A 25106-nucleotide genomic window follows, 5' to 3' on the forward strand; every position below is an offset into this window, starting at 1 on the left:
GGCTAGCAGGAGGGGTGTGGAGAGGAGGTGACGATCGTGCGCCGACCGCCGACCGCCGACCGCCGACCGCCGACCGCCGACCGCCGACCGCCGCGCCTCCGTCTCCCGCCGCCGCTGCGGCCGGTGGCCGGGAGGTCAGGGTGCGGCCGGTGCCTCCGGTGCGGGGAGGATGCGGCCGGTGACCTCGCCCAGTCCGATGCGGGCGCCGTCGGGGCCGGGGGCCCATGCGGTCAGGGTGACCTCGTCGCCGTCCTGGAGGAACGGGCCCTTGCCCTCGGTGAGTTCGAGGAGGCAGCCGCGCTGGTCCGGCTCGGGGCCGGAGACCGTACCGGAGGCGTAGAGGTCGCCGGTGCGCAGGGAGGCGCCGTTGACGGTCATATGGGCCAGTTGCTGGGCTGCCGTCCAGTACATCGAGGAGAACGGGGGCCGGGAGACGGTCTCGTCGTTGATCCGGACCTCGATGCGCAGGTCGATGCCGCCCGGCTCGGCGGCCGTGTCGTCGAGGTAGGGCAGCAGCGGGAAGTCGCGGGCGGGCGGGGCGGTGCGGGCGTCGTCGAAGGCGTCGAGCGGGGTGATCCACGCGGAGACGGAGGTGGCGAAGGACTTGCCGAGGAACGGGCCGAGCGGGACGTACTCCCATGCCTGGATGTCGCGGGCGGACCAGTCGTTGACGAGGCAGACACCGAAGACGTGGTCGCGGAACGACTCCAGCGCGACGGGCTCGTGGAGTGTGGAGGGGGTGCCGACGACGAAGCCGACCTCGGCCTCTATGTCGAGGCGGCCGGAGGGGCCGAACGTCGGCGTGGCGTCGCCGGGGGCCTTGCGCTGGCCGTTGGGGCGGACCACCGGGGTGCCTGACACGACGACGGTGCCGGCGCGGCCGTGGTAGCCGATCGGCAGGTGCTTCCAGTTGGGCGGGAGGGCGGCACCGTCCGGGCGGAAGATCTTGCCGACGTTGGTGGCGTGGTGCTCGCTGGCGTAGAAGTCGACGTAGTCGGCGACGTCGAAGGGGAGGTGGAGGGTGACGTCGTCGAGAGGGTGCAGCAGGGGGGCGACGACGGAGCGGTGCGCGGGGTCGGTCAGCGCGGTGCGGACGGCGCTCCGGACCTCCGTCCACACCGCCCGTCCCGCGGCCAGCAGAGCATTGAGGGAGGGCGCGGCCAGCAGTCCGGCGTGGGCGGGGCGCAGGGGCGCGGGCAGCGCGCTCAGATCGAGGACGTACCGGCCGTAGCGGACGCCGATGCGGCGGCGCGCGGGCGCCCCGGCGAGGGTGAACACGCCGTAGGGCAGGGTGTGCGGGCCGAAGGGGTCGTCTTCGGGGAGGTCGAACGGGCTCTGCTCGGTCATGCCAGCTCCTCGCGTTCGTCGTCACCGGCGGGCGCGGCGTGGTGGCCCCGCCCGCCCGGCCGGTGGCCGTGGGGTCGATCAGCAGACTACGGCCCGCCCACCGCCCGCCGCGGCCCCTGTGGATAACTTCTCGCAGCCCCTGGCCGGGTGGCGGAAACGGGTGGGGGAGGGCGCGATCGGGTGCGGGGCCGAGGCCCGTACGTACACGGGCGGGGCCGGGTCGCCACCGTGGTCAGTGGCCCGTTCCGGGCCTCCGGCCGGTCTTGGGGCTGCGGCGCACCGGGATGCCGGGGTGGCGTGATGCGCCGGGACGGCTCGTACGCGCCGGTCGCCCCGATGGATCCGGCGCCCGTGCCCGACCGGAGCCGCACCCGGCGAACCGGCCCGAGCCCCCCTGCCCCGCGCCGGGCCCGATCACCTGCCTGACCGGCCGCCCGCCCCGGGCAGGCCACCTCGGGCCCCGCCCACTCCCCACCTCGCGGCCCCGCGCCCCACCAGGGAAGTCACCCAATCCTCGCCCCCATCCGCGTCATATCGGGGGAAAAGGGGCCTGGGAACATACCGGGCACAGGGCTGGTCGGCTGCCGATGGGGTTCGGGGGGCGGGCGCTCACGGTGATCGAACTGGGACCGGATACGCTGGCGGGCGGTGGAGACAGCGACAGATCGACATTCCGTTTGATCGTCAGCAGACAGGAGTACCCCTCGTGACCGTCGTCGGGCCCTTCGGGCTGAGCGTGCGGGACCAGGCTCTTGAGGCCGATGTCCAGGCCGGGTTGGCGGCTGTCGAGGAGGGCCTGCTGGAGGCCACCAAAAGCGACGTGCCGTTCATCACCGAGTCCGCACAGCATCTCGTCCGCGCGGGCGGCAAGCGGTTCCGGCCGCTGCTCGTCACGCTCGCCGCGCAGTTCGGTGACCCGTACGCGCCCGGTGTGGTGCCCTCGGCCGTCGTCGTGGAGCTGACGCATCTGGCGACGCTCTACCACGACGACGTGATGGACGAGGCGGACGTGCGCCGCGGTGTGGCCAGCGCCAACGCCCGCTGGGGCAACTCCCTCGCCGTCCTGACCGGCGACTTCCTCTTCGCGCGGGCCTCACACATCCTCGCCGACCTCGGGCCCGAGGCGGTCCGTATCCAGGCCGAGGCGTTCGAGCGGCTGGTGACGGGCCAGATCCTGGAGACCGCGGGGCCGCGCGACGGGCACGACCCGGTGGAGCACTACCTCGACGTCCTCGCCGGGAAGACCGGTTCGCTGGTCGCCGTGGCCTGCCGCTTCGGCGCGATGATGTCCGGCGCCGACGAGAACACCGTCGACATCCTCACCCAGTACGGCGAGCGGCTCGGCACCGCCTTCCAGCTCGCGGATGACGTCCTCGACATCGCCAGCGACTCCCACGAATCCGGCAAGACACCCGGCACCGACCTGCGGGAAGGCGTCGCCACCCTGCCGGTGCTGCACCTGCGGGCCCGCGCCGAGAGCCCGTCCGGCACCGCCGAGGACCGCGCCCTGTGCGAGCTGCTCGCCGGTGACCTCACCGATGACGCCCGGCACGCCGAGGCGCTCGCCGGGCTCCGCGCCCACCCCGCGCTGGAGCAGGCCCGCCGCGACACCGTCCGCCACGCCCAGGAGGCCCGCGCCGCGCTGGCGCCGCTGCCGGAATGCATGGCGAAGACGGCGCTGGAGAGCCTCTGCGACGCGGTGGTCCACCGGGCGGGCTGAACCGGAGCGGACGCTTCCCGGGAGTACGGCGCTACCGGCCCCGCTCCAGGTCACGGACGCTCCCCGGGCCGCGGGACGGTGCCGGGTGCGTGCCGCCTGCCACCACGGTGCCAGGGCCCGTGTCACCCTCCTGGTGTAGGAGGTCCGTTCCGCGCTGACCGGATGTCATACCCCAGCAGGAGGACGGGTTGGCTCTGCGGGTTGACGCGGTACTCCGGCCGGTTTGATGGGATGAGAGTCACCACAACGCGGCGGGTACGGCCACGATGGGGCCCGGGGGGACCGGTGCGCAGCGCGGGTCCGCCGCTCACGACGGAGGTAGGCACATGCCACGGAACGAACCGACAGACGCCACCGCGGGCGCCCCGGAGCTGGCGGGGGACGGCCCGGTGAAGCGCAGCAAGGCCGTCCGGTACGGGATCCCGGTCGCGGTGGTGGGGGCGGTGGCGACGGTCGGGCTGGTCCCGGCGTTCGCCGGAGCGGGCTCGCCCGATCTGCCGAAGATCACGGCGCAGCAGCTCCTCACCAAGATGGCCGGGTCCGGCACCCAGCAACTGTCCGGCACGGTCCGCGTCACCACGGATCTGGGACTGCCGTCGCTGCCGGGCGCGGAGAGCGCGCTCCCGGGCTTCGGCGGCGCGGACGGCCCCGGCGCGGGCGACGGCGGCGCACCGAAGTCGCCGCAGAACAAGCTGATGGAGCTGGCCTCCGGCTCCCACACCCTGCGCGTCGCGGCCGACGGCCCCGCCAAGCAGCGCGTCACCTTCGTCGACGGCGGTTCCGAGTACAGCCTGATCCGCGACGGTGCCCACGCCTGGGCGTACGACAGCCGCAGCGACACCGCCGTCCGCTCCGAGCGGCCCGCGGACGCCGCGCACGGACCGCGGCACGGCGCGAAGCCGCCGCGTGACCTGGCCGGGGCCACCCCGCAGGAGCTGGCCCGGCAGGTGCTGGAGGCCGCCGGGGACAGCACCTCCGTCACCGTCGGCGACACCGCGAAGGTCGCCGGGCGGGACGCGTACCAACTGGTGCTGACGCCGAAGCAGAAGGGTTCGACGGTCGGGTCGGTCCGGATCGCGGTGGATGCCGCCAACGGCGTACCGCTGAAGTTCTCGCTGCTGCCCCGAGGCGGCGGCGCCCCCCTCGTGGACGCGGGCTTCACCACCGTCGACTTCGCCCGTCCGGCCGCCTCGTCGTTCGCCCCGCCCCGCGGCGCCAAGATCACCGACGCCCCGCGGACGCACCCGGGGAAGGACGGTCTCCACGGCCCCAAGGGGTTCGAGGGCTTCAAGGGCTTCAAGGAGTTCCGTGACGGGAAGGGCGCGCGGAACACCGAGGGCCCGGAGAACCTCACGGTCCTCGGCAAGGGCTGGGACCGCGTCGCCGTGCTGAAGGGAGCCGGCGGTCCGCTGCCGACCGGCAAGGGCGGGGTGGGCTCCTTCCTCGACAGCCTCGGTGACAAGGTCCACGGAGAGTTCGGCACCGGCCGGGTCTTCACCACCCGCCTGGTCAACGCCCTGATGACCGACGACGGCACGGTCTACGTCGGCGCCGTCGACCGCCAGACCCTCGTCAACACGGCGAACACCGCCCGCGCCGCCAAGTAGGCCCTCCGGCCCCGGGGGCGCCCGGCACCGACCGGCGCGCTCCTGGGGCGGGGCGGGTCGTCCGGGGCCGTCGTACCGGCGCCCTGGGCATCCGTCGCCGCGGCCGGGGCCGCCCGGTCCTGACAGGGCCGCCCGGTCCATACGGTGCAGGGCCGCTTCCGGGGCGGCCGGTCTTGGCCTGGACGCCGCCCGGGCGCCCGGGCCCGCCGCCGTCAGCCCGTACGGGCCCGGGCTGCCCCGGGCCGGAACACCCCGGGCCGGACCCCTGACCGGACCACCTCGGGCCGGGGCACTTCAGGCCCACGAGGCCCACGAGCGCCCCTGAAGCCGCAGTGGCTCAAAGTCCAGCGGCCCGAAGTGGAGCGCCCCCGAAGCCGCGACGTCCCCAGAGCCGAGCGCCCCCGAAGCCGCAACCAACGTCCCAGAGCCGAACGACCCGCAAGCCGCAGCGGCCTCAAAGCCGCAGTGCCCTGAAACCGCAGCGGCCTCAAAGCCGGGCGCCCCCGAAGCCGAGCGCCCCCCAGATCCGCAGCGCCCCTGGCCCTCAAGCCCGCCCGTCAGGCCGTCGGCTCCTCCCCGGCCCCCGCCGGAAGCCGTGCCCCAGGCTCCCGGGCAGCGGTGCTCCCGACCGCACTGCCACCGACCGCACTGCCACCGGCCGCACCGCTCCCGACCGCACTGCCACCGGCCGTACCACCCTCGGCCGCACCGCTCCCGGCCGCTCCGCCCCGGGCCGCCGTCGCGGCGGCGGCCCGGCGTCCGGCGGTCGCCATCGCCGCTCGTGCCGTACGGGCGGTCCGCAGCGCGTCCCAGGTCAGCAGCGCCAACGCCAGCCACACCAGGGCGAAACCGGCCCACCGCTCCGGCGGCATCGACTCGTGGAACACCAGCAGGCCCAGGGCGAACTGGAACGTCGGCGCCAGGTACTGGAGCATCCCGATCGTCGTCAGCGGCAGCCGGACCGCCGCGGCGCCGAAGCAGATCAGCGGCACCGCCGTCGCCACCCCGCAGCCCACGAGCAGCAGCGCCGTGCCGGTGCCACCGCTCACGAACACCGAGTCGCCGCGGACGCCGAGGAAGATCAGGAAGCCCACCGCGGGCACGAACTGCACCGCCGTCTCCGCGGCGAACCCGTCCACACCGTCGAGTTTGATGCCCTTCTTGAGCAGGCCGTACGTGGCGAACGAGAAGGCCAGGACCAGCGAGATCCACGGCACCCGGCCATAGGCGACGGCCATCACCAGCACCGCGAGGGTGCCCACGCCCACCGCCGTCCACTGCAACGGCCGCAGCCGCTCGCGCAGCACCAGCACCCCGAAGGCGATGCTGACCAGCGGATTGATGAAGTACCCGAGTGACGCCTCCAGGACGTGCCCGGCGTTCACCGCCCAGATGTACAGGAACCAGTTGACGGAGATGACCGCCGCGCACGCCGCGACCAGCCCCATCCGGCGCGGCTGCCGCAGCAGCGGACGCACCCACGACCAGCGCCGCAGCGCCACCAGGATGAGCCCGGCGACCGGCAGCGACCACGCCATGCGGTGCGCCAGGATCTCGGCCGGCGCCGCGGCGTCCAGCAGATGCCAGTAGAGCGGCAGCAGCCCCCACATGCCGTACGCGGCGAGGCCGTACGCAAGCCCTGTGCGCTGCGTGTTCCCAGAGTCCAAGGAAGCCCTCCCGATGCTGCCCGGCCTGCCCCGGGCGGGCGATGCCGACCCTGCGACGGTAGCGCCGCCCCGCCCGCCTGTCATGTGCGTACCGGCATACGGTCATGACCGCCGGGCGGCCCGGCGACGCACCGCCCCTCACCGCCCGAACCCCCTGGTCACAGCGGTGGAACGCACCGGTGCCCCCACCGGACGAGCCGGGTGGGGGCACCGGGAGGAGCGCGCGGGTGCGGTGCTCAGCCGACGACCGTCCAGGTGTCGTTGCCGGCCAGCAGGGCACCGAGGTCGCCCTTGCCCTTCTGCTCGGCGGCGGCGTCCAACTGCTCGGCCATGAGGGTGTCGTAGACCGGGCGCCGGACATCACGCAGCACCCCGATGGGGGTGTGGTGGAGGGTGTCGGGGTCGGCGAGGCGGGTGAGGGCGAACGCGGTGGTGGGCGACGGGCTGTGCGCGTCGTGGACGAGGACGGCGTCGGTGCCTTCCTCGGTCACGTCGATGATCTTCAGGTCGCCGGTGGCCGGGTCGCGGGTGACGCCCTGGGAGCCGAGGCCGTCGGGGGCGGGGGTGCCGAAGCGGATCGGCTGTCCGTGCTCCAGGCGGATGACGGCTTGCTGGGCGCGGTCCTTGTCCTTGAGGGCTTCGAAGGCGCCGTCGTTGAAGATGTTGCAGTTCTGGTAGATCTCCACCAGCGCGGTGCCCGGGTGGTCGGCGGCGGCGCGCAGCACCGAGGTGAGGTGTTTGCGGTCGGAGTCGACGGTGCGGGCGACGAACGACGCCTCCGCCCCCAGCGCCAGCGAGAGGGGGTTGAACGGCGCGTCCAGCGACCCCATCGGCGTCGACTTGGTGATCTTGCCGACCTCGGACGTCGGCGAGTACTGGCCCTTGGTCAGTCCGTAGATCCGGTTGTTGAACAGCAGGATCTTGAGGTTGACGTTGCGGCGCAGGGCGTGGATGAGGTGGTTGCCGCCGATGGACAACGCGTCGCCGTCACCGGTGACGACCCAGACCGACAGGTCGCGGCGGGCGGAGGCCAGGCCGGTGGCGATGGCGGGGGCGCGGCCGTGGATGGAGTGCATCCCGTAGGTGTTCATGTAGTACGGGAAGCGGGACGAGCAGCCGATGCCGGAGACGAAGACGATGTTCTCCTTCGCCAGGCCCAGGTCGGGCATGAAGCCCTGGACGGCGGCGAGGACGGCGTAGTCACCGCAGCCGGGGCACCAGCGGACCTCCTGGTCCGATTTGAAGTCCTTCATGGACTGCTTGGCCTCGGCCTTGGGGACCAGCGCCAGTGCCTGCGGCCCGGAGGCGGCCGGCCCGGGGATCGTCTCAGTCATCGATGGCCTCCTTGAGAGCCGTGGCGAGCTGCTCGGCCTTGAACGGCATGCCGTTGACCTGGGTGTAGGAGCGGGCGTCGACCAGGTACTTCGCCCGGACGAGGGTGGCGAGCTGGCCGAGGTTCATCTCGGGGATGACCACCTTGCCGTAGGCGCTCAGGACGTCGCCGAGGTTCTTGGGGAAGGGGTTGAGGTGGCGCAGATGGGCCTGGGCGATCGGTGTGCCGGCGGCGCGCAGCCGGCGGACGGCCGCGGTGATGGGGCCGTAGGTGGAGCCCCAGCCCAGCACGAGGGTGGTGGCGGCGCCGGTGGGGTCGTCGACCTCCAGGTCCGCCACCTCGATGCCGTCGATCTTGGCCTGCCGGGTGCGGACCATGAAGTCGTGGTTGGCCGGGTCGTAGGAGATGTTGCCCGTGCCGTCCTGCTTCTCGATGCCGCCGATCCGGTGCTCCAGCCCCGGTGTGCCCGGCACCGCCCACGGACGGGCGAGGGTGCGCTCGTCGCGCTTGTAGGGCCGGAAGACCTCGGTGCCGTCGGCCAGGGTGTGGTTGGGGCCGGTGGCGAAATCGACGCGCAGGTCGGGCAGTTCACCGGTCTCGGGGATGCGCCACGGCTCGGAGCCGTTGGCGAGGTAGCCGTCGGACAGCAGGAACACCGGGGTGCGGTAGGTCAGCGCGATCCGGGCCGCGTCCAGCGCCGCGTCGAAGCAGTCGGCGGGGGTCTTCGGCGCCACGATCGGCACCGGCGCCTCACCGTTGCGCCCGTACATGGCCTGCAGCAGATCGGCCTGCTCGGTCTTGGTCGGCAGACCCGTCGACGGCCCGCCACGCTGGATGTCGACGATGACCAGCGGCAGTTCGAGGCTGACGGCGAGTCCGATGGTCTCCGACTTCAGCGCCACACCGGGGCCGGACGTCGTCGTCACCGCCAGCGAGCCACCGAACGCGGCGCCCAGCGCCGCGCCGATCCCGGCGATCTCGTCCTCCGCCTGGAAGGTACGCACACCGAAATTCTTGTGCTTCGACAACTCGTGCAGGATGTCGGAAGCCGGCGTGATCGGATACGAACCCAGATATACCGGCAGGTCCGCCTGCACACCGGCGGCGACCAGTCCGTAGGACAGGGCCAGGTTTCCGGAGATGTTGCGGTACGTCCCCGTCGGGAATGCCTTCGTGGCGGGCGCGACCTCGTAAGAGACCGCGAAATCCTCCGTCGTCTCCCCGAAATTCCAGCCCGCCCGGAACGCCGCGACATTCGCCTTGGCGATATCCGGCTTCTTCGCGAACTTCGCCGCCAGGAACTTCTCGGTCCCCTCCGTCGGGCGGTGGTACATCCACGACAGCAGACCCAGCGCGAACATGTTCTTGCTGCGCTCGGCCTCCTTCCGGGAGAGCCCGAAGTCCTTCAGCGCCTCGATCGTCAGCGTCGTCAGCGGCACCGGATGGACGCGGTACGCCTCCAGCGAACCGTCCTCCAGCGGGCTGGTCGCATAACCGACCTTCGCCATCGGGCGTTTGGTGAACTCATCGGTGTTGACGATGATCTCCGCGCCGTGCGGCACATCCGCCAAATTCGCCTTCAGGGCGGCGGGATTCATCGCCACCAGCACATCAGGAGCGTCGCCCGGGGTGAGGATGTCGTGATCGGCGAAATGCAACTGGAAACTGGAAACGCCCGGGAGGGTTCCGGCAGGAGCGCGGATCTCGGCGGGGAAGTTCGGCAGCGTCGACAGGTCATTACCGAAAGTCGCGGTCTCCGACGTGAACCGGTCACCCGTGAGCTGCATGCCATCGCCCGAATCACCCGCAAAACGGATGATCACCCGGTCCAGGCGCCGGACCTCCTTGCCTGTGCCTCCGTCACCAAAGGAGCGCTGTTCCCCGACGTGCGCTCCGTCGGCCTGTTCGGCTGTGCTGCTGACCTGGCTGGTCACTGCTTCGGACCTCCCTAGAGGGGTACGGCTCCCCGCCGGAGGCGGGCTCGGGACGTGTCATGCCGACCGGACGGTCCCCTCACCATCGTACGGGGGTAAGGGTCGCCTTCCCTGGGCCGATCACATGATGGACGCTCTCGTGAGACGGCTGATGCTTGCGAATTGTCATGAAAACACTGGTTACATCCCTGCCCTCCCGAGGCGCTCCGGACTCCGTCGGCGCTCCGGCAATGGTGCTAGGGCTCCGGACCTACGTCCCCCGGGGCGCACGGTGTGCGCCTGGACCGGAGGGGAGCGGTGCGGTCGTTCCGGGAAGAGTGGGGCACGGATGGCGGGCGGGGAAAGGTGATCCCTGTCACTCGGGTGTGGGGTGGCCGCCTCCGGCGGAGGCGTGCCCGGGCCTGCGGTGCGGGTGCGGTCGCTTGCCGGGACGGCCGGGGCAGGGCGGTCGCCCGTCCCGGGTTCCGCGGGGGTGTCACTCCCGGACGTACCGACGCGATCGGGGCCCTTCGGGCCGGCCGTTTCCGGAGCGCCCGGGATGGTCGCCCTCGGGCGTGCCGGGGTGCCCGCGCTCCTCTCGTGCCGACTTGCCCCTGTGCGGGCCGCTCGCCCCGCTACCGGCTTTGACCTGCCCTTTTGTCGGTTCCGGCGGGGCCTGTGGCCGGGGCGTCCGGCGGGTGGGCCGCGCGGGGGTGACCGTAGGGTGGCGCCGTGCGTACAGGGGAGGGGTGACGGGCGATGGCGCGGGACGAGGGTGGTCGGCCGCCGGGAAGGGGCGCCGCTCGGTCGCGGCAAACCCGGCATGTGTCCCTGTACGGGGGCAAAGCGCTGACGGCTGATGGTTGTTGGGCGGATCGCCGCCGGGCGGAGGCCCCGGCGTGAGCGCGAGCGTGAGCGCCCCCGAGGAGCGGCGCACCACCCTGAGCCGGGTCACCCTCATCACCGTGGGCGGCCGCCGCACCGATCTGGTCGTCCCGTCCGGGGAACCCGTAGGGGCACTCCTGCCGGAGCTGCTGCGGCTGCTCGGTGAGCGCCCGGCCGGCCCCGGCGTGCGGCGGCTGGTCACCGCCGACGGCACCGCCCTCGCCCCGGACAGTTCCCTCACCGCCGCCGGAGTCGCGGACGGCGCCGAACTTCACCTGGTCCAGGGCCCGTTCACACCCGGTGCCCGCCCGGACGACGGCCGCATCGCCGAGGTCGCCGCCCCGCTGGAGGTACGGGGCTGGGGCTGGGGCGCGCGGAGCGCCGCGGTGGCGGCGGGCGCGGCGGGCGTCCTGCTCGGCGCCGTCGCGGGCGCCGGGGCCGGCCGCTGGTACGGCGGCGACGCGGCCGCCGCGCTGTGGCTGGGCGTCGCCGCGGTGCTGTCCGGCGGCGCGGGCGCCGCCCTGGCCGCGACCCGGACCACCCGACGCGCCACCGGGGCGGTCCTGTTGCTCCTCGGCGGCACCCTGGGGGCGTACGCCTCCTGGTACGCGACCCCGGGAGGCGAGGCCCGCCTCGCCGCCCTCGCCGGGACCGCCGCCGTCCTCCTCGCGCTCTTCGGGCTCCGCGCCCCCTGGCGGCGCGCGGCGCACCTGGGAGCCGCGGCGGTCCTCGTCTCCCTGGGGGCGTGGGAGGCCGGTCTGGCGCTGACCACACCCGCCCGTACGGGTGCGGTGCTCGGCCTCGTGGGCGTCCTCGTCCTGGGCCAACTGCCGCACCGGGCACTGGCGTCGGCCGGGCTGACCGGCCTCGGCGACCGGCCGGCGGGCGCCACCCCGGTCAGCCGCCACCGGGTGGCCGCCGCCCTCGGCGCCACCCACCGGACGCTCGCCCCGGCCACCGTGGCCCTCGCCGTCTCGACCGGCGCCGGCGGCTGGCTCGCGGCGGGCCAGGGGGACGCGTGGGCGGTGGCCGCCGCACTGCTGCTGGGCCTGGTGCTCTGCGCCCGGTCCCGCGCCTACCCGCTGGCCGTACAGGTCGCCGCGGTCGCCGCCGCCGGGTGCGCCGCCTGTCTGCACCCGGTGGTGCGCTGGGCCGCGGACGGCCCGGCACCCGCCGCGGGCGCGCTCCTGTGCCTGCTGGCCGCCCTCCCGGCCGCACTCCTCGCCCTGCGCACCACGGCCCCGCGCCCCGGCCTGCGGCGCGCCGTCGCCCGCGCCGAGTCGGTGGCGGTCGTGGCCCTGATCCCGGTGACGGCGGGCGCCCTGGGCGCGTACGCCCTGCTGGGGAACGTCTTCTGACGCGCGGCGGCGGAGGGACGGACGAGCGGATGAACGGTACGGAGCGGGTGCCCGGGGCGCCGCGGCCACCGGTGGCGGAGGCGGCCCCGCAAGGCGCGTCCGCGCTCCCGGAACCGCCGGACCCCTCTGAGCGGTCGGAACAGTCGGCGGTGCCCGAACAGCCGGGGCGGGCGGCCCCGGGGGAACGGCCGGAGGCGACGGAGCGGCCGGTCCGGCCGGAGACACCGGAGACACCGGAGGAAGAGGGGCGGCGGAACGTGGCGGCACGGGAAGGGACGAGGGGCGCGCCGGAGGCTTCCGGAGCGGGTGCCCCCGGGCGCACCGACGTGAACGTCCCGGGGGTGCCCGGCACGGATGCCTCGGGGGCGCCCGCGCAGGTGGCGTGCGCCGGGGGCGAGGCGGAGCCGGAGCCGGTCCCGGGCCCGCCACCGGGTGGCCCGGACCTCAGGCCGGATGCCGGTCCGGGCCCGGCGCCGGGCGGAGCGCCGTCCCCGGCCGGAGCCGCGCCCGTGGTGCCGGGCCCGGGCCCGGCACCCGCCGCACCCGCGCCCGGGGACGAGGCACGGGCCCCGGCCGCTCCGATGGCTTCCGCCGCAGGTCAGGCCCTGCCCGCGCCCGCCGCCGACGCGCCACGGAACCCGGCTGCCCCCGCGGCTTCCGACGCCGCGCAGCCCCCGCCCGTATCCGCCGGCCCGGCCCCGGGCCCGGCCACTCCCGGTGTTCCGGGTGGGGCACGGCCCCCGGCCGCACCCGCCCCGGCGCAGGCCCCGGCCGCACCCGCTGACGGTCCGGCGCGGGCCCTGCCCGTACCCGTCGCTCCTACGGACGCGGCACCCGCCCCCGCCCGGTACGGGCGTCCCGGGCTTCCGGCGCGTACGCCCGTGTCCGTACCGCTGCTGCCGCCCGAACTGGCCGACGGGCAACCCAAGCCGCGGCGTGGTGATCCGCTGGGGCGGCGGGCCGGGCGGGCGCTGCGGAAGGTGTTCGCGTCGTCGCCCGCCTCCGAGACGGCGGCGGTCACGGAGGCGGCGGCCGCCATCCGGCAACCGGTCGTCACCGGGCGGCAGATCGCGGTCTCCAGCATCCGGGGCGGCGCGGGCAAATCCACCGTCGCGGCGCTGCTCGCGCTGACCTACGCCCACCACCGGCCCGATCCGGTGCTCGCCGTCGAGGCCGATCCGGCGCTCGGCACGCTGCCGCACCGGCTCGGCGCGCGCGAGGTGCGCTGGTCGGGCAGCGATCTGGCGGAGATCGTCGACCCGTCGATGCTGATCACCGACCTGACCGGCTATCTGCTGCCGTTCGCGGGCGGCGGCTGGCTGCTGCCCGGCAGCCAGGGCGCGATCGGCACCCGGCTGGACCTCGACACGTACCGCACCGTCATGACCTCGCTGCGGCGGCACTTCGCCGCCACCGTCGTCGACTGCGAGACCCTGCCCGCCGAGGTGGCCCGCACCGCGCTGGTCACCACACAGGCCCGGGTGCTGGTCACCCCGGCCACCCCGGAGGGCGTCGCGGCCACCCGTTCCGTACTGGACTGGGTGGGCGGTCTGCACCCGGGGCTGCTGCCGACCACCGTCGTCGTCCTCACCCACCTGGCGCCCGACACCGGGGTCGACGCCCGTACGGCCACCACCCACCTCGGCGCGGGCGGTGCGGCGGTGCTGGCGCTGCCCTACGACCGCCACCTGGCCGCGGGCGGCGCGATCCGTACGGAGCTGCTGGGCGAACGGACCCTGGCGGCCGCCGCCCGGATCGCCGCCGAGGTGATGAACCGCGCGGTCTCCCGCGAACCCGGCCGCCGCCCCTCCGACCGGCCCGCGCACGGCGGCGAACCGTACATCGCCCACGGCGTCGTCCGCCCCGCCGGCCCCGCCACCGCCCGGCCCCGCCCGGTGCCGACGATCGTCCCCGGCGCCACCGGTCCCGCCGGGCCGGCCCCGGGGCCCGCCACGGTCATCCCCGCGGGGTCCGCCACGGGTGCGCCCGCCGAGCCCGCCACGGTCATCCCCGCAGGGCCGGTCGCCGCCTCCGTCGCGGGACCGCAGCCCCACGCTCCGGTCGGTCCGCGGCAGCCGCAGGGACAGCCCGCGCACCAGCCGCACCTTCAGCACCCGCTCCCGCACCAGGACCAGCCGCCGCACCAGGCTCAGGCCCCCCAGCAGCACCACGTGCCGTACCAGGAGCATGCGCCGCACCAGGGCCCGCTCACTCATCAGGGACAGCGGCCTCATCAGGCCCAGGCCACACCGCGGAATCAGTCGGCTCAGCAGAGCCCGATGCCCCAGCAGCCCCACGCACCGCAGGGCACTTACACACCGCAGCAACCCCTGACTCCGCAGCAGCCCCTGACTCCGCAGCAGCCTCTGCCTCCCTCACACCCTCTGCCGCCGCAGGCGCCCGGCTCGTCACCCCTTCCTCCGCAGCCCGGAGCCGCGCCGCAGCACCCCGTGTCGCCGTACGACAACCCGTACATGCAGCCCCGCCCGCCACAGGGAACGCAACAGCCGCCCTCGTCGCCGCACCCCCAGGCGCCCCCGTACGGACAGCCGCCGCAGCAGCCCGGCGCCGTCCCTCCGGGGCAGCCGGAACCGCTGCGTGCCACCCGGCATCCCCAAGCGCCCCCGGAGGCGGGACAGCCGGACGGTGCCGGCGGCGGTGAGCGGAGTCCCTTCGATCCGCCGCCCGACGAGCGGAGCCCCTTCGACGGCGGTCCGCTGCCCCGCCCGGACGGCGCCGGGGCCTGACCCCCGGGTGCGGCCCCGGTCCGCCGGCGTACGGGCGGGGCCGCGCCGCTTCCCGGTCCTGTCCGTATGGCGGGCAGGACCGTCCGGCAGGCGGCCGCAGAGCCGGGACGAAGTGGGGTCAACCCCACCGACGGCGCGACGCGGCTGCTCAGCGCGGGAAGAGCAGGGCCTAGACTCCGTGCGTACAGATCGTCGAAGTCGTTGAACAAGCGCAGTCAGGGAGCGAGGGGCGGACGTGCCGGACGACACGACCGTGCGCACCATCACCAGCGCCGCGGAGTACTTCCAGGGGTATTCCTTCGTCGGCCTGGTCGCCGTCGTCGGTGTCCTCTTCGTGGCCGTGGCCTTCGGCGCCGGGCGGCTGCTGCGGCCCGTGGTTCCGACGCCCGAGAAGCTGCTGACGTACGAATGCGGTGTGGACCCGGTCGGTGAGGGCTGGGCGCACACCCAGGTCCGCTACTACGTCTACGCCTTCCTCTACGTGATCTTCGCCGTCGACTCGATCTTCCTGTTCCCCTGGGCGACGGTCTTCGCCGCCCCCGGCTTCGGCGGCGTCACGCTCGTGGAGATGTTCATCTTCCTCGGCTTCCTCACCGTCGGCCTGCTCTACGCATGGAAGAAGGGCGTCCTGGAATGGACGTGACCCCCGCCCCCGACGGCGCGTCGGCAGCGGCCGAGGGCTCCGCCCGCGCCGATCTCCCGATGCCGCGCCGCCTGGGCACGCTCGCCCGCCTGGCGCCCGAACCGATGAAGGTGGTCCTCAACTGGGGCCGCCGCTACAGCCTCTGGGTCTTCAACTTCGGCCTCGCCTGCTGCGCCATCGAGTTCATCGCCGCGTCCATGGCGCGCCATGACTTCATCCGGCTCGGCGTCATCCCGTTCGCGCCCGGCCCGCGCCAGGCCGACCTGATGGTCGTCTCGGGCACGGTCACCGACAAGATGGCCCCGGCCGTCAAGCGCCTCTACGAGCAGATGCCCGAGCCGAAGTACGTCATCTCCTTCGGCGCCTGCTCCAACTGCGGCGGCCCGTACTGGGACTCGTACTCGGTGACCAAGGGCGTCGACCAGATCATTCCGGTGGATGTCTACGTACCGGGCTGCCCGCCCCGCCCGGAGGCGCTGCTCCAGGGCATCCTCAAGCTCCAGGAGAAGATCGCCCGCGAATCGCTGGGCGAGCGGTACGGGACCACCAAGACGCCCGCGGCCTCGGTGGACGCGCTGCGCAGCGGCCTGGTGGCGCCCCCGGCGCCCGGTACGCCCGCCGCGCCGGAACCCGGCGGCCCGGGGGAGGAGCCCCGATGAGCGAGCCGACGAACGAGCCGGTGGGCGGGGCGGCGAACGAGCCGGTGGGCGGGGCGGCGAACGAGCCGGTGGGCGGGTCGGCGGAGGCGCCGGCGGGCGAGGCGGGCGAGCCCGTCGTCGGCTGGCTGCCCGGCCCGGCGAGCGCCCTCTTCGGCGCGGGCGCCACCGCGGAGAGCGCCTACGACCTGCTGACCGTCGACGTACCGGCCGACCGCTGGATCGAGGCCCTGACCGTCGCCCGCACCGCCCTGAGCTGCACCTATTTCGACTGGCTGAGCGCCGTCGACGAGCCCGGCACCGGCTTTCGGATCTGCGCGCACCTCGCCGACGTCTCCCGCCCCGGCACCGTGCGGCGGCTGCTGGTCCGCACGACCGTGCCGCACGAGGCACCGGTGCTGCCCACCGCCACCGGCGTCTACGCGGGCGCCGCCTGGCACGAACGCGAGACGCACGAGATGTTCGGCGTGGACTTCACCGGCCATCCGCACCTCGCCCCGCTGCTGCTTCCGGAGAACTTCGAAGGCCACCCGCTGCGCAAGGACTTCGTCCTCGCCGCGCGGGTCGCCAAGGCATGGCCGGGCGCCAAGGAACCGGGCGAGTCCGAGCACGGCGGTCCCAAGCGCCGCCAGATGCTGCCGCCCGGCGTCCCCGACCCGAACGAATGGGGCCCGCTCAAGGGCCAGCTCCCCCCGGCCCCGGCCCGCCCGGCGCGCGGCGCACGCGCGGCCGGCGGTGCGCGGGCCGCCGGGGCCGAACGCCCGGCCGGTGCGGGACGCGCCGCCGCCGCGGAGCGCCCGGCGGCGGGCGAACGCCCCGCCCGCCGCACCCGCACGGCGAGCGCCGGATCGGCCAGCCAGCGCACCACCCCGGCCACGGATTCCGCGCCTGCGGGGGCCGAGGCTCCGTCCGGACCGGCCGCACCGCCCGGACCGGCTGGGCACGAGGCTCCGGCCGCTCCCGCCACACCGACTGGGCCTGCGGCTTCGGCGAAGCCGGAGACGGCAGCGTCGGCCGAGCCCGAGGCGGCGGCGAAGCCGGAGACGGCGGCGTCGGCCGAGCCCGAGGCGGCGGCCAAGCCGGAAGCGCCGGCCAAGCCGGAGGCGTCGGCCGGAGGCGCGGCCTCCCGCCCGCCCAGGCCCGCCGCCGCCACCTCCTCGGACGCCCCCTGGCACCACGCCCGGCCGGCCTTCGGGGAGCCCGGGCCCGCCCCGGCGGACGCGGCTCCCGGCGGCACCGGCTCCGGTACGGACGACAGGACGGGAAGCCCCGGCGAGGAAACCGGCCCGGACGAGAAATCCGGCCTCGGTGAATCCACCGGCACCGGCGAGAAACCCGGTCCCGACCAGGGCCCCGGCACCGGCGAAAACACCGGCACCGGCGAGGCCACCCCCCACCAGGACCCGGCAGGAGGCGACACCCCATGAGCGACGCTCTCGACATCGTGGTGCGCCTGCTCGCCGTCTTCGTCGCCTTCCTCGTCCTCCCGCTGGTCGTCGGCCAGACCGAACACAAGGTCATGGCCCATATGCAGGGCCGCCTCGGACCGATGTACGCGGGCGGGTTCCACGGCTGGGCGCAGCTCGTCGCCGACGGGGTGAAGTTCGCGCAGAAGGAGGACATCGTCCCGGCCGGCGCCGACCGGCGGATCTTCCAGCTCGCACCCGCCGTCGGACTGCTGCCGTACCTGCTGGTCCTCGCCGCCATCCCCATCGGACCGGGCGACGCGGTCGGCCAGAGCCTCGACGCGGGCCTCTTCTTCGTCCTCGCGGTGATGGGCGTCGGCGTTCTCGGCTCGATCATGGCGGGCTGGGCGTCGGCCAACAAGTTCTCCCTGCTCGGCGGCTTGCGCACGGCCGCCCAACTGCTCGCCTACGAACTGCCGATGCTGCTCGCCGCCGCCTCCGTCGCGATGGCCGCCGGCACCCTCTCGCTGCCCGGGATCCTCGACTCCTTCCACTGGTGGTGGGTGCCGTGGCAGCTCATCGGCGGCGTGGTCTTCTTCGTGGCCGGACTCGCCGAACTGCAACGGCCGCCGTTCGACATGCCGGTCGCCGACTCGGAGATCATCTTCGGTGCGTACACCGAGTACACCGGCCTGCGGTTCGCTCTCTTCCTGCTCGCCGAGTACGCGGGCATCGTCGTGCTCTGCGCGCTGACCTCCGTCCTCTTCCTCGGCGGCTGGCACGGCCCGTCCGGCGCCGACGGCCTCGGCTGGCTGTGGACGCTGCTCAAGACCGCCGTCCTCGCCTTCGTCATCATCTGGCTGCGGGTCACCTACCCGCGGCTGCGCGAGGACCAGTTGCAGAAGCTCGCCTGGACCGTCCTCATCCCGCTCGCCCTCGTCCAGATCGCCCTCACCGGCGTCGTCAAGGTGGTGACCTCCTGAGATGGCCGCGGACAAGAAGTCCAAGCCGTCCGGCTTCCCCGGCTCCGGGCTCGCCAAGGGCCTCGCCGTCACCCTCCGGACGATGACGAAGCGCACCACCACCGCGCAGTACCCCGATGTCCAGCCCGACCTGGCACCGCGCACCCGCGGCGTCATCGGACTGTTCGAGGAGAACTGCACCGTCTGCATGCTCTGCGCCCGCGAATGCCCCGACTGGTGCATCTACATCGACTCCCACAAGGAGACGGTGCCGCCCGCCGCCCCCGGCGGCCGCGAGCGCAGCCGTAACGTCCTCGACCGTTTCGCCATCGACTTCTCCCTCTGCATGTACTGCGGTATCTGCATCGAGGTCTGCCCCTTCGACGCCCTCTTCTGGTCACCGGAGTTCGAGTACGCCGAGACCGACATCCGCGAGCTGACCCACGAGCGCGACAAACTCCGCGAGTGGATGTGGACCGTGCCCGAACCGCCCGCCCTCGACCCCGCCGCCGAGGAGCCGAAGGAGATCGCCGCCGCCCGTAAGACGGCCGACAAACTCGCCGCCCAGCAGGCCGCCGCCGACACCGAGACCTCCGGGGAGGACGCGTGACGCTCGCCGCCGCAAGCCACGGCTTCCTCACCCCCTCCGGCGTCGAGATCGTCTTCCTCCTCGTCGGCCTCGTCACCCTCGGCGCCGCGGTCGCCACCGTCACCACCCGGCAGCTCGTCCACGCCGCGCTCTGGCTGGTCGTCGCCCTCGGCGGCACCGCCGTCGAGTACCTGCTGCTGACCGCGGAGTTCATCGCCTGGGTCCAGGTCCTGATCTACGTCGGCTCCGTCGTCGTCCTCCTGCTCTTCGGGCTGATGCTCACCAAGGCGCCCATCGGCCGGTCACCGGACGCCGACTCCGGCAACCGCTGGGCCGCCGTCGCGGTGGCCGCCGCCTCCGCCGCCGCCCTGGTCTGGGTCGTCGTCGACGCCTTCCGCGCCACCTGGATCGAACTCGGCACCCCGCAGGGCACCACCGAGACCACCGGCCGCAGCCTCTTCCAGTACTGGGTCCTCCCCTTCGAAGCCCTCTCCGTCCTGCTGCTCGCCGCCCTGGTCGGCGCGATCGTCCTCTCCCGCAAGGGCACCGGCACGGCCGGCCCCGGCGGGGGCGGTACGGCCCCGGCTGCGGCACCCGGCGCGGCGGGCACCCCGGTCGGCGCGGCCCCGGCACCCTCCGGCCCGGCGGACGCCCCCGGGGCCCCCGGCCCCGCCCCGCGAGAGGACCAGCGCTGATGCATCTCGTCCATCCGGCCGTCCTCGCCGCCCTCCTCTTCTGCACCGGGCTGTACGGCGTGCTCGCCCGCCGCAACGCGATCCTGGTGCTGATGTCCGTCGAGCTGATGCTCAACGCCGTCAACCTCAACCTCGTCGCCTTCGACGCCTGGCTGCGCGACACCCTCCACGCCGGTCAGGCACTGACCCTCTTCACCATCGCCGTCGCCGCCGCCGAGATCGGTATCGGCCTGGCGATCGTGCTGCTCGTCCACCGCCACCGCGGCACCTCCGACATCGACCGGCTGCGGGCCCTCGCCGACACGCCGGGCACCCCGGACGCCGACGGCACCACGGACCCGCAGCCGGACACCAAGGCGGAGGCCACCGCGTGACACCCACGACCACCGCCGTCCTCGTCCCCCTCCTGCCGTTCCTCGGCGCGGTCGCGGGGTTCTTCCTGGGCCGCCGCGCCCCCGGCTTCGTCCGGCCGCTCGCCGTGCTGCCCACGCTCGCCGCCGCCGTGCTCGCCGTCGTCACCGCCGCCGGGGTGGGCACCGGGCCCGCCACCGACGTCGCCACCCGGCTCACCCCGACCGGCTCCGTCCCCATCGACCTGGCCTTGCACCTCGACGGTTTCGCCGTCCTGATCGCCGTCCTCGTCGGCGTGGTCGCGACCTGCGTGCAGATCTACTCCACCGGCTATCTGCGCGACGACCCGCGCTACCCCTCGTACGCCGCGCTGGTCTCGCTCTTCACCTCCGCGATGCTGCTCGTCGTCTACACCGGCGACCTGATGGTGCTGCTCGTCGGCTGGGAGGTCATGGGCATCTGCTCGTACTTCCTCGTCGGTCACTACTGGGAGACCGAGGCCGCCCGCGCCGCCTCCCTCAAGGCGTTCCTCGTCACCAAGCTCGGCGACGTCCCCTTCCTCTTCGGCATCTTCGCGCTCGCCGCCGACACCGGGACCTTCCGCATCACCGGCATCCTCGGCTCCGTCGCCCGCGACGGTCTCGACCACCCGACGCTCATCGCGCTGCTGCTGCTCGCCGGTGTCGCGGGCAAGTCCGCGCAATTCCCGCTGCACACCTGGCTGCCCGACGCGATGGCCGGCCCCACCCCCGTCTCGGCGCTCATCCACGCCGCGACGATGGTCGCCGCCGGTGTCTACGTCGTCGCCCGGCTCCTCCCCGTCTTCGCCGCCTCCGCCGCGGCGCTGGTCGTCCTCGCCGTCATGGCCGCGATCACCATGATCGGCTCCGGTCTGGCCGCGCTCGCCCAGGACGACGTCAAACGCGTCCTCGCCTACTCGACCATCGGCCAGCTCGGCTACATGACCGGCGCCCTGGCCGTCGGCGACCGCGGCGCGGCCGTCTTCCACCTCCTCTCCCACGGCGCCTTCAAGGCCCTCCTCTTCCTGGGCGCCGGGGCGCTCATCCACGCCGCCGGCACCAACTCGCTCTCCGCCATGTCCCGGATGAGCGGCCTCGACCGGCGCGTCCCCGACGCCTTCTGGACCGTCACCGTGGCGCTCCTCGCGCTCGCCGCGATCCCGCCGTTCTCCGGCTTCTTCTCCAAGGAAGCCGTCCTCGGTGCCGCCGAGCACGCCGCCACCGGTGGGGCCGCGGGCATCCCCGGCGCGGCCGGCTGGACCGTCCTGATCTCCGGGCTGATCGCCGCCCTCCTCACCGCCGGATACGCCACCCGGCTGTGGCTCCTCGCCTTCCGCGGCAGCGGCGCGGAGGCCCCCGACCACGGCCCGCAGCCGCTCGCCATGAAGGCCGTGCTCTGGGTCCTCTTCGTCCCCACCGCCGCCTTCGGCCTGGCCGCGCCGCTCCTGGCCGACTGGTTCGACGGACGTTCCCTCACCCCGGCCCTCACCACCTCCGTCCTGGGCACCGGCATCGCCCTCGTCGGCGGCCTCGTCACCTACGCGACCTGGCGCCACACCACCGCACCGGCCACCCGCACCGCGGCGGACAACGCCGCCACCGACCCCGGCCGGGTGCTGCTCGGGCCGCTGTACCGCCCCGCGGCCGCCGGGTTCCACCTCGACGCCGCCTACACCGCGCTGTTCGTCCGGCCCGTCCGCGCCGCCGCGGTCCTCGTCCGCTTCCTCGACCGTGAGGTCGTCGACACCTACGTCCGCGCCGCCGGAACCGGCCCCCGCTGGCTGGGCGCCGCCGTCCGCCGTGCCCAGACCGGCAATGTGCAGACCTACCTCGGCGCACTGCTCGCGGGCGCGCTCGTCCTGGCCGTCGCCGCCGTCCTCGTCGCCACGGGCACCGGAGCCTGACCATGAATCACACCGCTATGCAGCTGCTCCTCGCGGCCGTCGTCGTGCTCCCGCTGCTGGGCGCCGCCGCCGCGCTGCTCCCGGCCCCGCCCGGCCTCCGCGGCCGCGGCCCCGACCAGGCCGTCCTGCGCCACGGCGTGACCGTCACCGGTGTCGTCCTCGCCGCGGCCGTGGCCCTGGCCATCGGCTTCGACCACGGCCACCCGGCCACGATGCAGGCCACCACCGACCTCAGTTGGATCCCCGCGCTGGACATCCGCGTCCACCTCGGCATCGACGGCATTTCGCTCCCCCTCGTCGTCCTGACCGCGCTGCTGACCTTCCTCTGCGCGCTCTACAGCTACTTCTCGATGCCCAAGGGGCCGTCCCCCAAGGCGTTCGTCGCGCTGCTCCTCCTGCTGGAGTCCGGCACTCTCGCCACCTTCGCCGTCCTCGATCTCGTGCTGTTCTTCCTGGCGTTCGAGATGGTGCTCATCCCGATGTACTTCCTCATCGCCCGCTGGGGCGGCAATTCCGGCGGCGCGGTGTCCGGCGCTCCGTCCGGCCGGGAGTCGGGCGGCCGGCAGGCGGCCGCCTGGAAGTTCATCCTCTACACGCTGCTCGGTTCCGTCGTCATGCTGCTCGGCCTGCTCCTCGTGGGTGTGAAGAGCGGCACGTTCGACATGGTGGCACTCGCCACTGACAACGGCCCGAAAGCCCAGCTCAGCCACACCGTTCAGCTCGTCGCGGTGCTCGCGATCGGCATCGGTCTGGCCGTGAAGTCGCCGCTGTGGCCACTGCACAGTTGGCTGCCGGACGCCCACACCGCCGCCCCCACCGTCGGCTCGGTGCTGCTCGCCGGCGTCCTGCTGAAGATGGGCACGTACGGTTTCGTGCGGATCGCGCTGCCGATCGCGCCCGAGGGCATGCACACCTTCGCGCCCTACCTCGCGGCCCTCGCCGCCGTCGGCATCGTCTACGGCTCGCTCGCCTGCCTCGCGCTGGTCCGCAAGGGCGCCAAGGGCGATCTGAAGCGGCTGATCGCGTACAGCTCCGTCGGCCACATGGGCTTCGTACTGCTCGGCATCGCCTCCATGACGCCCACCGGCGTCAACGGCGCGCTCTTCGCCAACATCGCCCACGGCCTCATCACCGGCCTGCTCTTCTTCCTGGTCGGCGCCCTCAAGGACCGCACCGGCACCACCGACCTCGACACCCTCGCCGGTGCCACCGGCGCCGCCCTCTACGGCCGTGCGCCCCGCTTCGGCGCCTTCCTCGCCTTCGCCGCCGTGGCCTCCCTGGGCATCCCCGGGCTGGCCGGGTTCTGGGGCGAGATGCTCGCCATGTTCGGCGCGTTCCACCCGGCCCCCGGGCTCAGCCGGCCCGCCTTCCTCACCTTCATGGCGCTGGCCGGGCTCGGCACCCTGCTGACCGCCGCGTACCTGCTGCTCGTCGTCCGCCGCGTCTGCATGGGCGCCACCCCCGGGGCCGACGAGCCCGCCGCCGCGGTAGAGGAGGGCACCGCCTCCCCGGACGAGGCCGCGCACCACGCCGCCCCGGGGAGGAGGCCCGCCACCGTGAGCGCCGCGGGCGCCCTCATCCCCGACATCGCCCGTCACGAATACGCGGCCTGGAGCCCCCTCGCCGCCCTCACCGTCCTCGCCGGACTGTGGCCCGCGGCCCTCCTCGGCCTCACCGACCCGGCCGTCCAGCAGCTCCTCGGAGGCGGCAAGTGACCAGCCCGATGATCCCGACGGCCGCCGGCGGAGCGGCCTCCCTGGTGCAGTCCGTCGACTGGGCCGCCCTGGCGCCGCCGGTCATCACCGCCGCCGTCGCCCTGGTGGTGCTCGTCGCGGACCTGTTCCTCCCGGTGGCCCGCAAGCCGCTCCTGGGGTGGCTCGCCACCGGGGGCCTCGCCCTGGCCGGGCTCTCCCTGCTGCCCCTGACCGGCGGCGACCGCCGGACCTTCTGCATCGGCGGCGGGGACGTCTGCAGCTATGTCGCGGACCCGTTCGCCCTGGTCATCCAGTTCCTGGTGCTGGCCGGCGCGCTGCTGACCGCGCTGCTGTCCATCGACACCGTGAAGGACGGCGGCCTGCCCGCGGGCGAGTACTGGTTCCTGCTGCTCTCCTCGGCCGCCGGCGCCGCCCTGCTGCCCGCCTCCCGTGACCTGGCGACCCTAGTCCTCGCCCTGGAGGTGGCCTCGCTGCCCGCCTTCGCCCTGGTCGGCCTGCGCCGCGACGACCGGCTCTCCTCCGAGGCGGCCCTGAAGTTCTTCCTCTCCTCGGTGGCCGCCACCGCCGTGATGCTCCTGGGCGTCAGCTTCCTGTACGCCGCCACCGGGAGCCTCCACCTGACCCGCGTCGCCCATGGGCTCGCCCACCTCCCGGACCCGCGCCTGGCCACCCTCGCGAGCGCCGGTGTGGCCCTCACCCTCGTCGGCTTCGCCTTCAAGACCGCCGCCGCGCCGTTCCACTTCTGGGTGCCCGACACCTACGTCGGCGCCCCGCTGCCCATCGCCGCGTACCTCTCCGTCATCGGGAAGGCCGTCGGCTTCTCCGGTCTGATCCTCGTCACGGTCGAGGGCTTCCCGTCGTACGCGCACATCTGGGGGCCGGTGCTGGCGGTGCTGGCCGCGCTGACCATGACCGTCGGCAACGTCGCGGCCCTGCGCCAGGACCCGGGCCGCGCCCACAGCGCCGTCCGGCTGCTGGCCTGGTCCTCCGTCGGCCAGGCCGGATACCTGCTGGTGCCGATCGCCGCCGCCGCGTACGCCGACGCCCCGGGGCGCGCCATCGGGTCGACCGTCGCGTACGCCCTGATGTACGCCGCGGTGAACCTCGGCGCGTTCGCCGTCGCCGCCCTGGTGGCGCGGACCAGCCCGGCCAACCGCCTCACCGACTACCGCGGTCTCGCCACCCGCCGCCCCCTGGTGGCGCTGGCCCTCGGCTTCTTCCTGCTCTGCCTGGCCGGGCTGCCGCCGGGCGTCATCGGCCTGTTCGCCAAGGTCACGGTCTTCTCCGCGGCCGTCGACGCGGGCCTGGGCTGGCTCGCCGTCGTCATGGCCGTCAACGTGGTGATCGCGCTCTACTACTACCTGCGCTGGACTGCGGTGCTGTTCCGCGGCGCCCCCGAGGACGCGGCCGACGAGGTGTCCGTCGACGTCACGGCCGGGGGAGCCGCCGTGGCCCGCCCCGTGGCCGCCCGGATCCCCGTGCCGCTCGCCGTCGCGCTCACCCTGGCCACCGTCCTCGGCGTCGCCCTCTCCGGCGCCCCGCAGCTCGTCCTGCGCTTCGCCGCGAGCACCCTCCTGTAGCGCTGCCT

General features: G+C 74.3%; 18 protein-coding genes. 14 read left to right on the top strand and 4 right to left on the bottom strand.

The window, feature by feature from the left end:
- Positions 1 to 135: 135 nt before the first annotated feature.
- Complete coding sequence (gene fahA / locus ACGH2B_RS15545) at positions 136 to 1347, bottom strand: fumarylacetoacetase (RefSeq protein ID WP_399089098.1); 1212 nt, start codon at positions 1345 to 1347, stop codon at positions 136 to 138.
- A 706-nt stretch (positions 1348 to 2053) separates the two neighbouring features.
- Here fahA and ACGH2B_RS15550 point away from each other — a divergent pair.
- Both ACGH2B_RS15550 and ACGH2B_RS15555 read left to right on the top strand, forming a co-directional pair.
- Positions 2054 to 3067: a polyprenyl synthetase family protein gene (locus tag ACGH2B_RS15550; protein ID WP_399089100.1), complete on the top strand. Its 1014-nt coding sequence runs from the start codon at positions 2054 to 2056 to the stop codon at positions 3065 to 3067.
- 326 nt (positions 3068 to 3393) lie between these two features.
- Positions 3394 to 4674: an outer membrane lipoprotein carrier protein LolA gene (locus ACGH2B_RS15555; protein ID WP_399089102.1), complete on the top strand. Its 1281-nt coding sequence runs from the start codon at positions 3394 to 3396 to the stop codon at positions 4672 to 4674.
- A gap of 557 nt (positions 4675 to 5231) precedes the next feature.
- Here ACGH2B_RS15555 and rarD read toward each other — a convergent pair.
- The 3 genes from rarD to ACGH2B_RS15570 form a co-directional block, all read right to left on the bottom strand.
- Positions 5232 to 6284 carry an EamA family transporter RarD gene (gene rarD / locus ACGH2B_RS15560; protein WP_399097032.1) on the bottom strand — a complete coding sequence of 351 codons (1053 nt, stop codon included), beginning with the start codon at positions 6282 to 6284 and terminating at the stop codon, positions 5232 to 5234.
- 293 nt (positions 6285 to 6577) lie between these two features.
- Positions 6578 to 7675 carry a 2-oxoacid:ferredoxin oxidoreductase subunit beta gene (locus ACGH2B_RS15565; protein ID WP_399089104.1) on the bottom strand — a complete coding sequence of 366 codons (1098 nt, stop codon included), beginning with the start codon at positions 7673 to 7675 and terminating at the stop codon, positions 6578 to 6580.
- Positions 7668 to 9608 carry a 2-oxoacid:acceptor oxidoreductase subunit alpha gene (locus tag ACGH2B_RS15570; protein WP_399089106.1) on the bottom strand — a complete coding sequence of 647 codons (1941 nt, stop codon included), beginning with the start codon at positions 9606 to 9608 and terminating at the stop codon, positions 7668 to 7670. The genes ACGH2B_RS15565 and ACGH2B_RS15570 overlap by 8 nt, the downstream gene beginning before the upstream one ends.
- Positions 9609 to 10486: 878 nt before the next feature.
- Between ACGH2B_RS15570 and eccD the strand changes: the two genes are divergently transcribed.
- The 12 genes from eccD to ACGH2B_RS15630 all read left to right on the top strand — a co-directional run bounded on the left by eccD (position 10487) and on the right by ACGH2B_RS15630 (position 25098).
- Positions 10487 to 11830, top strand: a complete 1344-nt coding sequence (gene eccD, locus ACGH2B_RS15575) for a type VII secretion integral membrane protein EccD (RefSeq protein WP_399089108.1) — start codon at positions 10487 to 10489, stop codon at positions 11828 to 11830.
- 881 nt (positions 11831 to 12711) lie between these two features.
- On the top strand, positions 12712 to 14577 hold the full coding sequence (locus ACGH2B_RS15580; protein ID WP_399089110.1) for a hypothetical protein: 1866 nt from the start codon (positions 12712 to 12714) through the stop codon (positions 14575 to 14577).
- 235 nt (positions 14578 to 14812) lie between these two features.
- Positions 14813 to 15220, top strand: a complete 408-nt coding sequence (locus ACGH2B_RS15585; protein WP_399089112.1) for an NADH-quinone oxidoreductase subunit A — start codon at positions 14813 to 14815, stop codon at positions 15218 to 15220.
- A complete protein-coding gene (locus tag ACGH2B_RS15590) occupies positions 15211 to 15879 on the top strand; it encodes an NADH-quinone oxidoreductase subunit B (RefSeq protein ID WP_399089114.1) in 669 nt (222 codons plus the stop codon). Before ACGH2B_RS15585 ends, ACGH2B_RS15590 begins: the two co-directional genes overlap by 10 nt.
- Entirely contained in the window at positions 15876 to 17303 is a 1428-nt protein-coding gene (locus tag ACGH2B_RS15595; protein ID WP_399089117.1) for an NADH-quinone oxidoreductase subunit C, read from the top strand. Before ACGH2B_RS15590 ends, ACGH2B_RS15595 begins: the two co-directional genes overlap by 4 nt.
- Positions 17300 to 18265 carry an NADH-quinone oxidoreductase subunit NuoH gene (nuoH, locus tag ACGH2B_RS15600; protein WP_399089120.1) on the top strand — a complete coding sequence of 322 codons (966 nt, stop codon included), beginning with the start codon at positions 17300 to 17302 and terminating at the stop codon, positions 18263 to 18265. Before ACGH2B_RS15595 ends, nuoH begins: the two co-directional genes overlap by 4 nt.
- 1 nt (position 18266) lies before the next feature.
- Positions 18267 to 18854: a NuoI/complex I 23 kDa subunit family protein gene (locus ACGH2B_RS15605; RefSeq protein ID WP_399089123.1), complete on the top strand. Its 588-nt coding sequence runs from the start codon at positions 18267 to 18269 to the stop codon at positions 18852 to 18854.
- Complete coding sequence (locus ACGH2B_RS15610) at positions 18851 to 19528, top strand: NADH-quinone oxidoreductase subunit J (RefSeq protein WP_399089126.1); 678 nt, start codon at positions 18851 to 18853, stop codon at positions 19526 to 19528. Before ACGH2B_RS15605 ends, ACGH2B_RS15610 begins: the two co-directional genes overlap by 4 nt.
- A complete protein-coding gene (gene nuoK / locus ACGH2B_RS15615) occupies positions 19528 to 19902 on the top strand; it encodes an NADH-quinone oxidoreductase subunit NuoK (RefSeq protein WP_399089129.1) in 375 nt (124 codons plus the stop codon). Before ACGH2B_RS15610 ends, nuoK begins: the two co-directional genes overlap by 1 nt.
- Positions 19899 to 21803, top strand: a complete 1905-nt coding sequence (locus tag ACGH2B_RS15620; protein WP_399089132.1) for an NADH-quinone oxidoreductase subunit L — start codon at positions 19899 to 19901, stop codon at positions 21801 to 21803. Before nuoK ends, ACGH2B_RS15620 begins: the two co-directional genes overlap by 4 nt.
- Before the next feature lie 2 nt (positions 21804 to 21805).
- Complete coding sequence (locus tag ACGH2B_RS15625) at positions 21806 to 23518, top strand: NuoM family protein (protein WP_399089135.1); 1713 nt, start codon at positions 21806 to 21808, stop codon at positions 23516 to 23518.
- Positions 23519 to 23526: 8 nt separating this feature from the next.
- On the top strand, positions 23527 to 25098 hold the full coding sequence (locus tag ACGH2B_RS15630) for an NADH-quinone oxidoreductase subunit N (protein ID WP_399097035.1): 1572 nt from the start codon (positions 23527 to 23529) through the stop codon (positions 25096 to 25098).
- Positions 25099 to 25106 lie beyond the last annotated feature (8 nt).

This window comes from Streptomyces sp. BBFR2 (assembly GCF_044497305.1).
GTDB lineage: Bacteria > Actinomycetota > Actinomycetes > Streptomycetales > Streptomycetaceae > Streptomyces.

Bases quoted from the DNA above. Each gene is read 5' to 3' on its own strand.
- fahA (WP_399089098.1), bottom strand. From the start codon at position 1,347: ATGACCGAGCAGAGCCCGTTCGACCTCCCCGAAGACGACCCCTTCGGC.
- ACGH2B_RS15555 (WP_399089102.1), top strand. From the start codon at position 3,394: ATGCCACGGAACGAACCGACAGACGCCACCGCGGGCGCCCCGGAGCTG.
- rarD (WP_399097032.1), bottom strand. From the start codon at position 6,284: ATGTGGGGGCTGCTGCCGCTCTACTGGCATCTGCTGGACGCCGCGGCG.
- ACGH2B_RS15565 (WP_399089104.1), bottom strand. From the start codon at position 7,675: ATGACTGAGACGATCCCCGGGCCGGCCGCCTCCGGGCCGCAGGCACTG.
- ACGH2B_RS15590 (WP_399089114.1), top strand. From the start codon at position 15,211: ATGGACGTGACCCCCGCCCCCGACGGCGCGTCGGCAGCGGCCGAGGGC.
- ACGH2B_RS15595 (WP_399089117.1), top strand. From the start codon at position 15,876: ATGAGCGAGCCGACGAACGAGCCGGTGGGCGGGGCGGCGAACGAGCCG.
- nuoH (WP_399089120.1), top strand. From the start codon at position 17,300: ATGAGCGACGCTCTCGACATCGTGGTGCGCCTGCTCGCCGTCTTCGTC.
- ACGH2B_RS15605 (WP_399089123.1), top strand. From the start codon at position 18,267: ATGGCCGCGGACAAGAAGTCCAAGCCGTCCGGCTTCCCCGGCTCCGGG.
- nuoK (WP_399089129.1), top strand. From the start codon at position 19,528: ATGCATCTCGTCCATCCGGCCGTCCTCGCCGCCCTCCTCTTCTGCACC.
- ACGH2B_RS15625 (WP_399089135.1), top strand. From the start codon at position 21,806: ATGAATCACACCGCTATGCAGCTGCTCCTCGCGGCCGTCGTCGTGCTC.
- ACGH2B_RS15630 (WP_399097035.1), top strand. From the start codon at position 23,527: ATGATCCCGACGGCCGCCGGCGGAGCGGCCTCCCTGGTGCAGTCCGTC.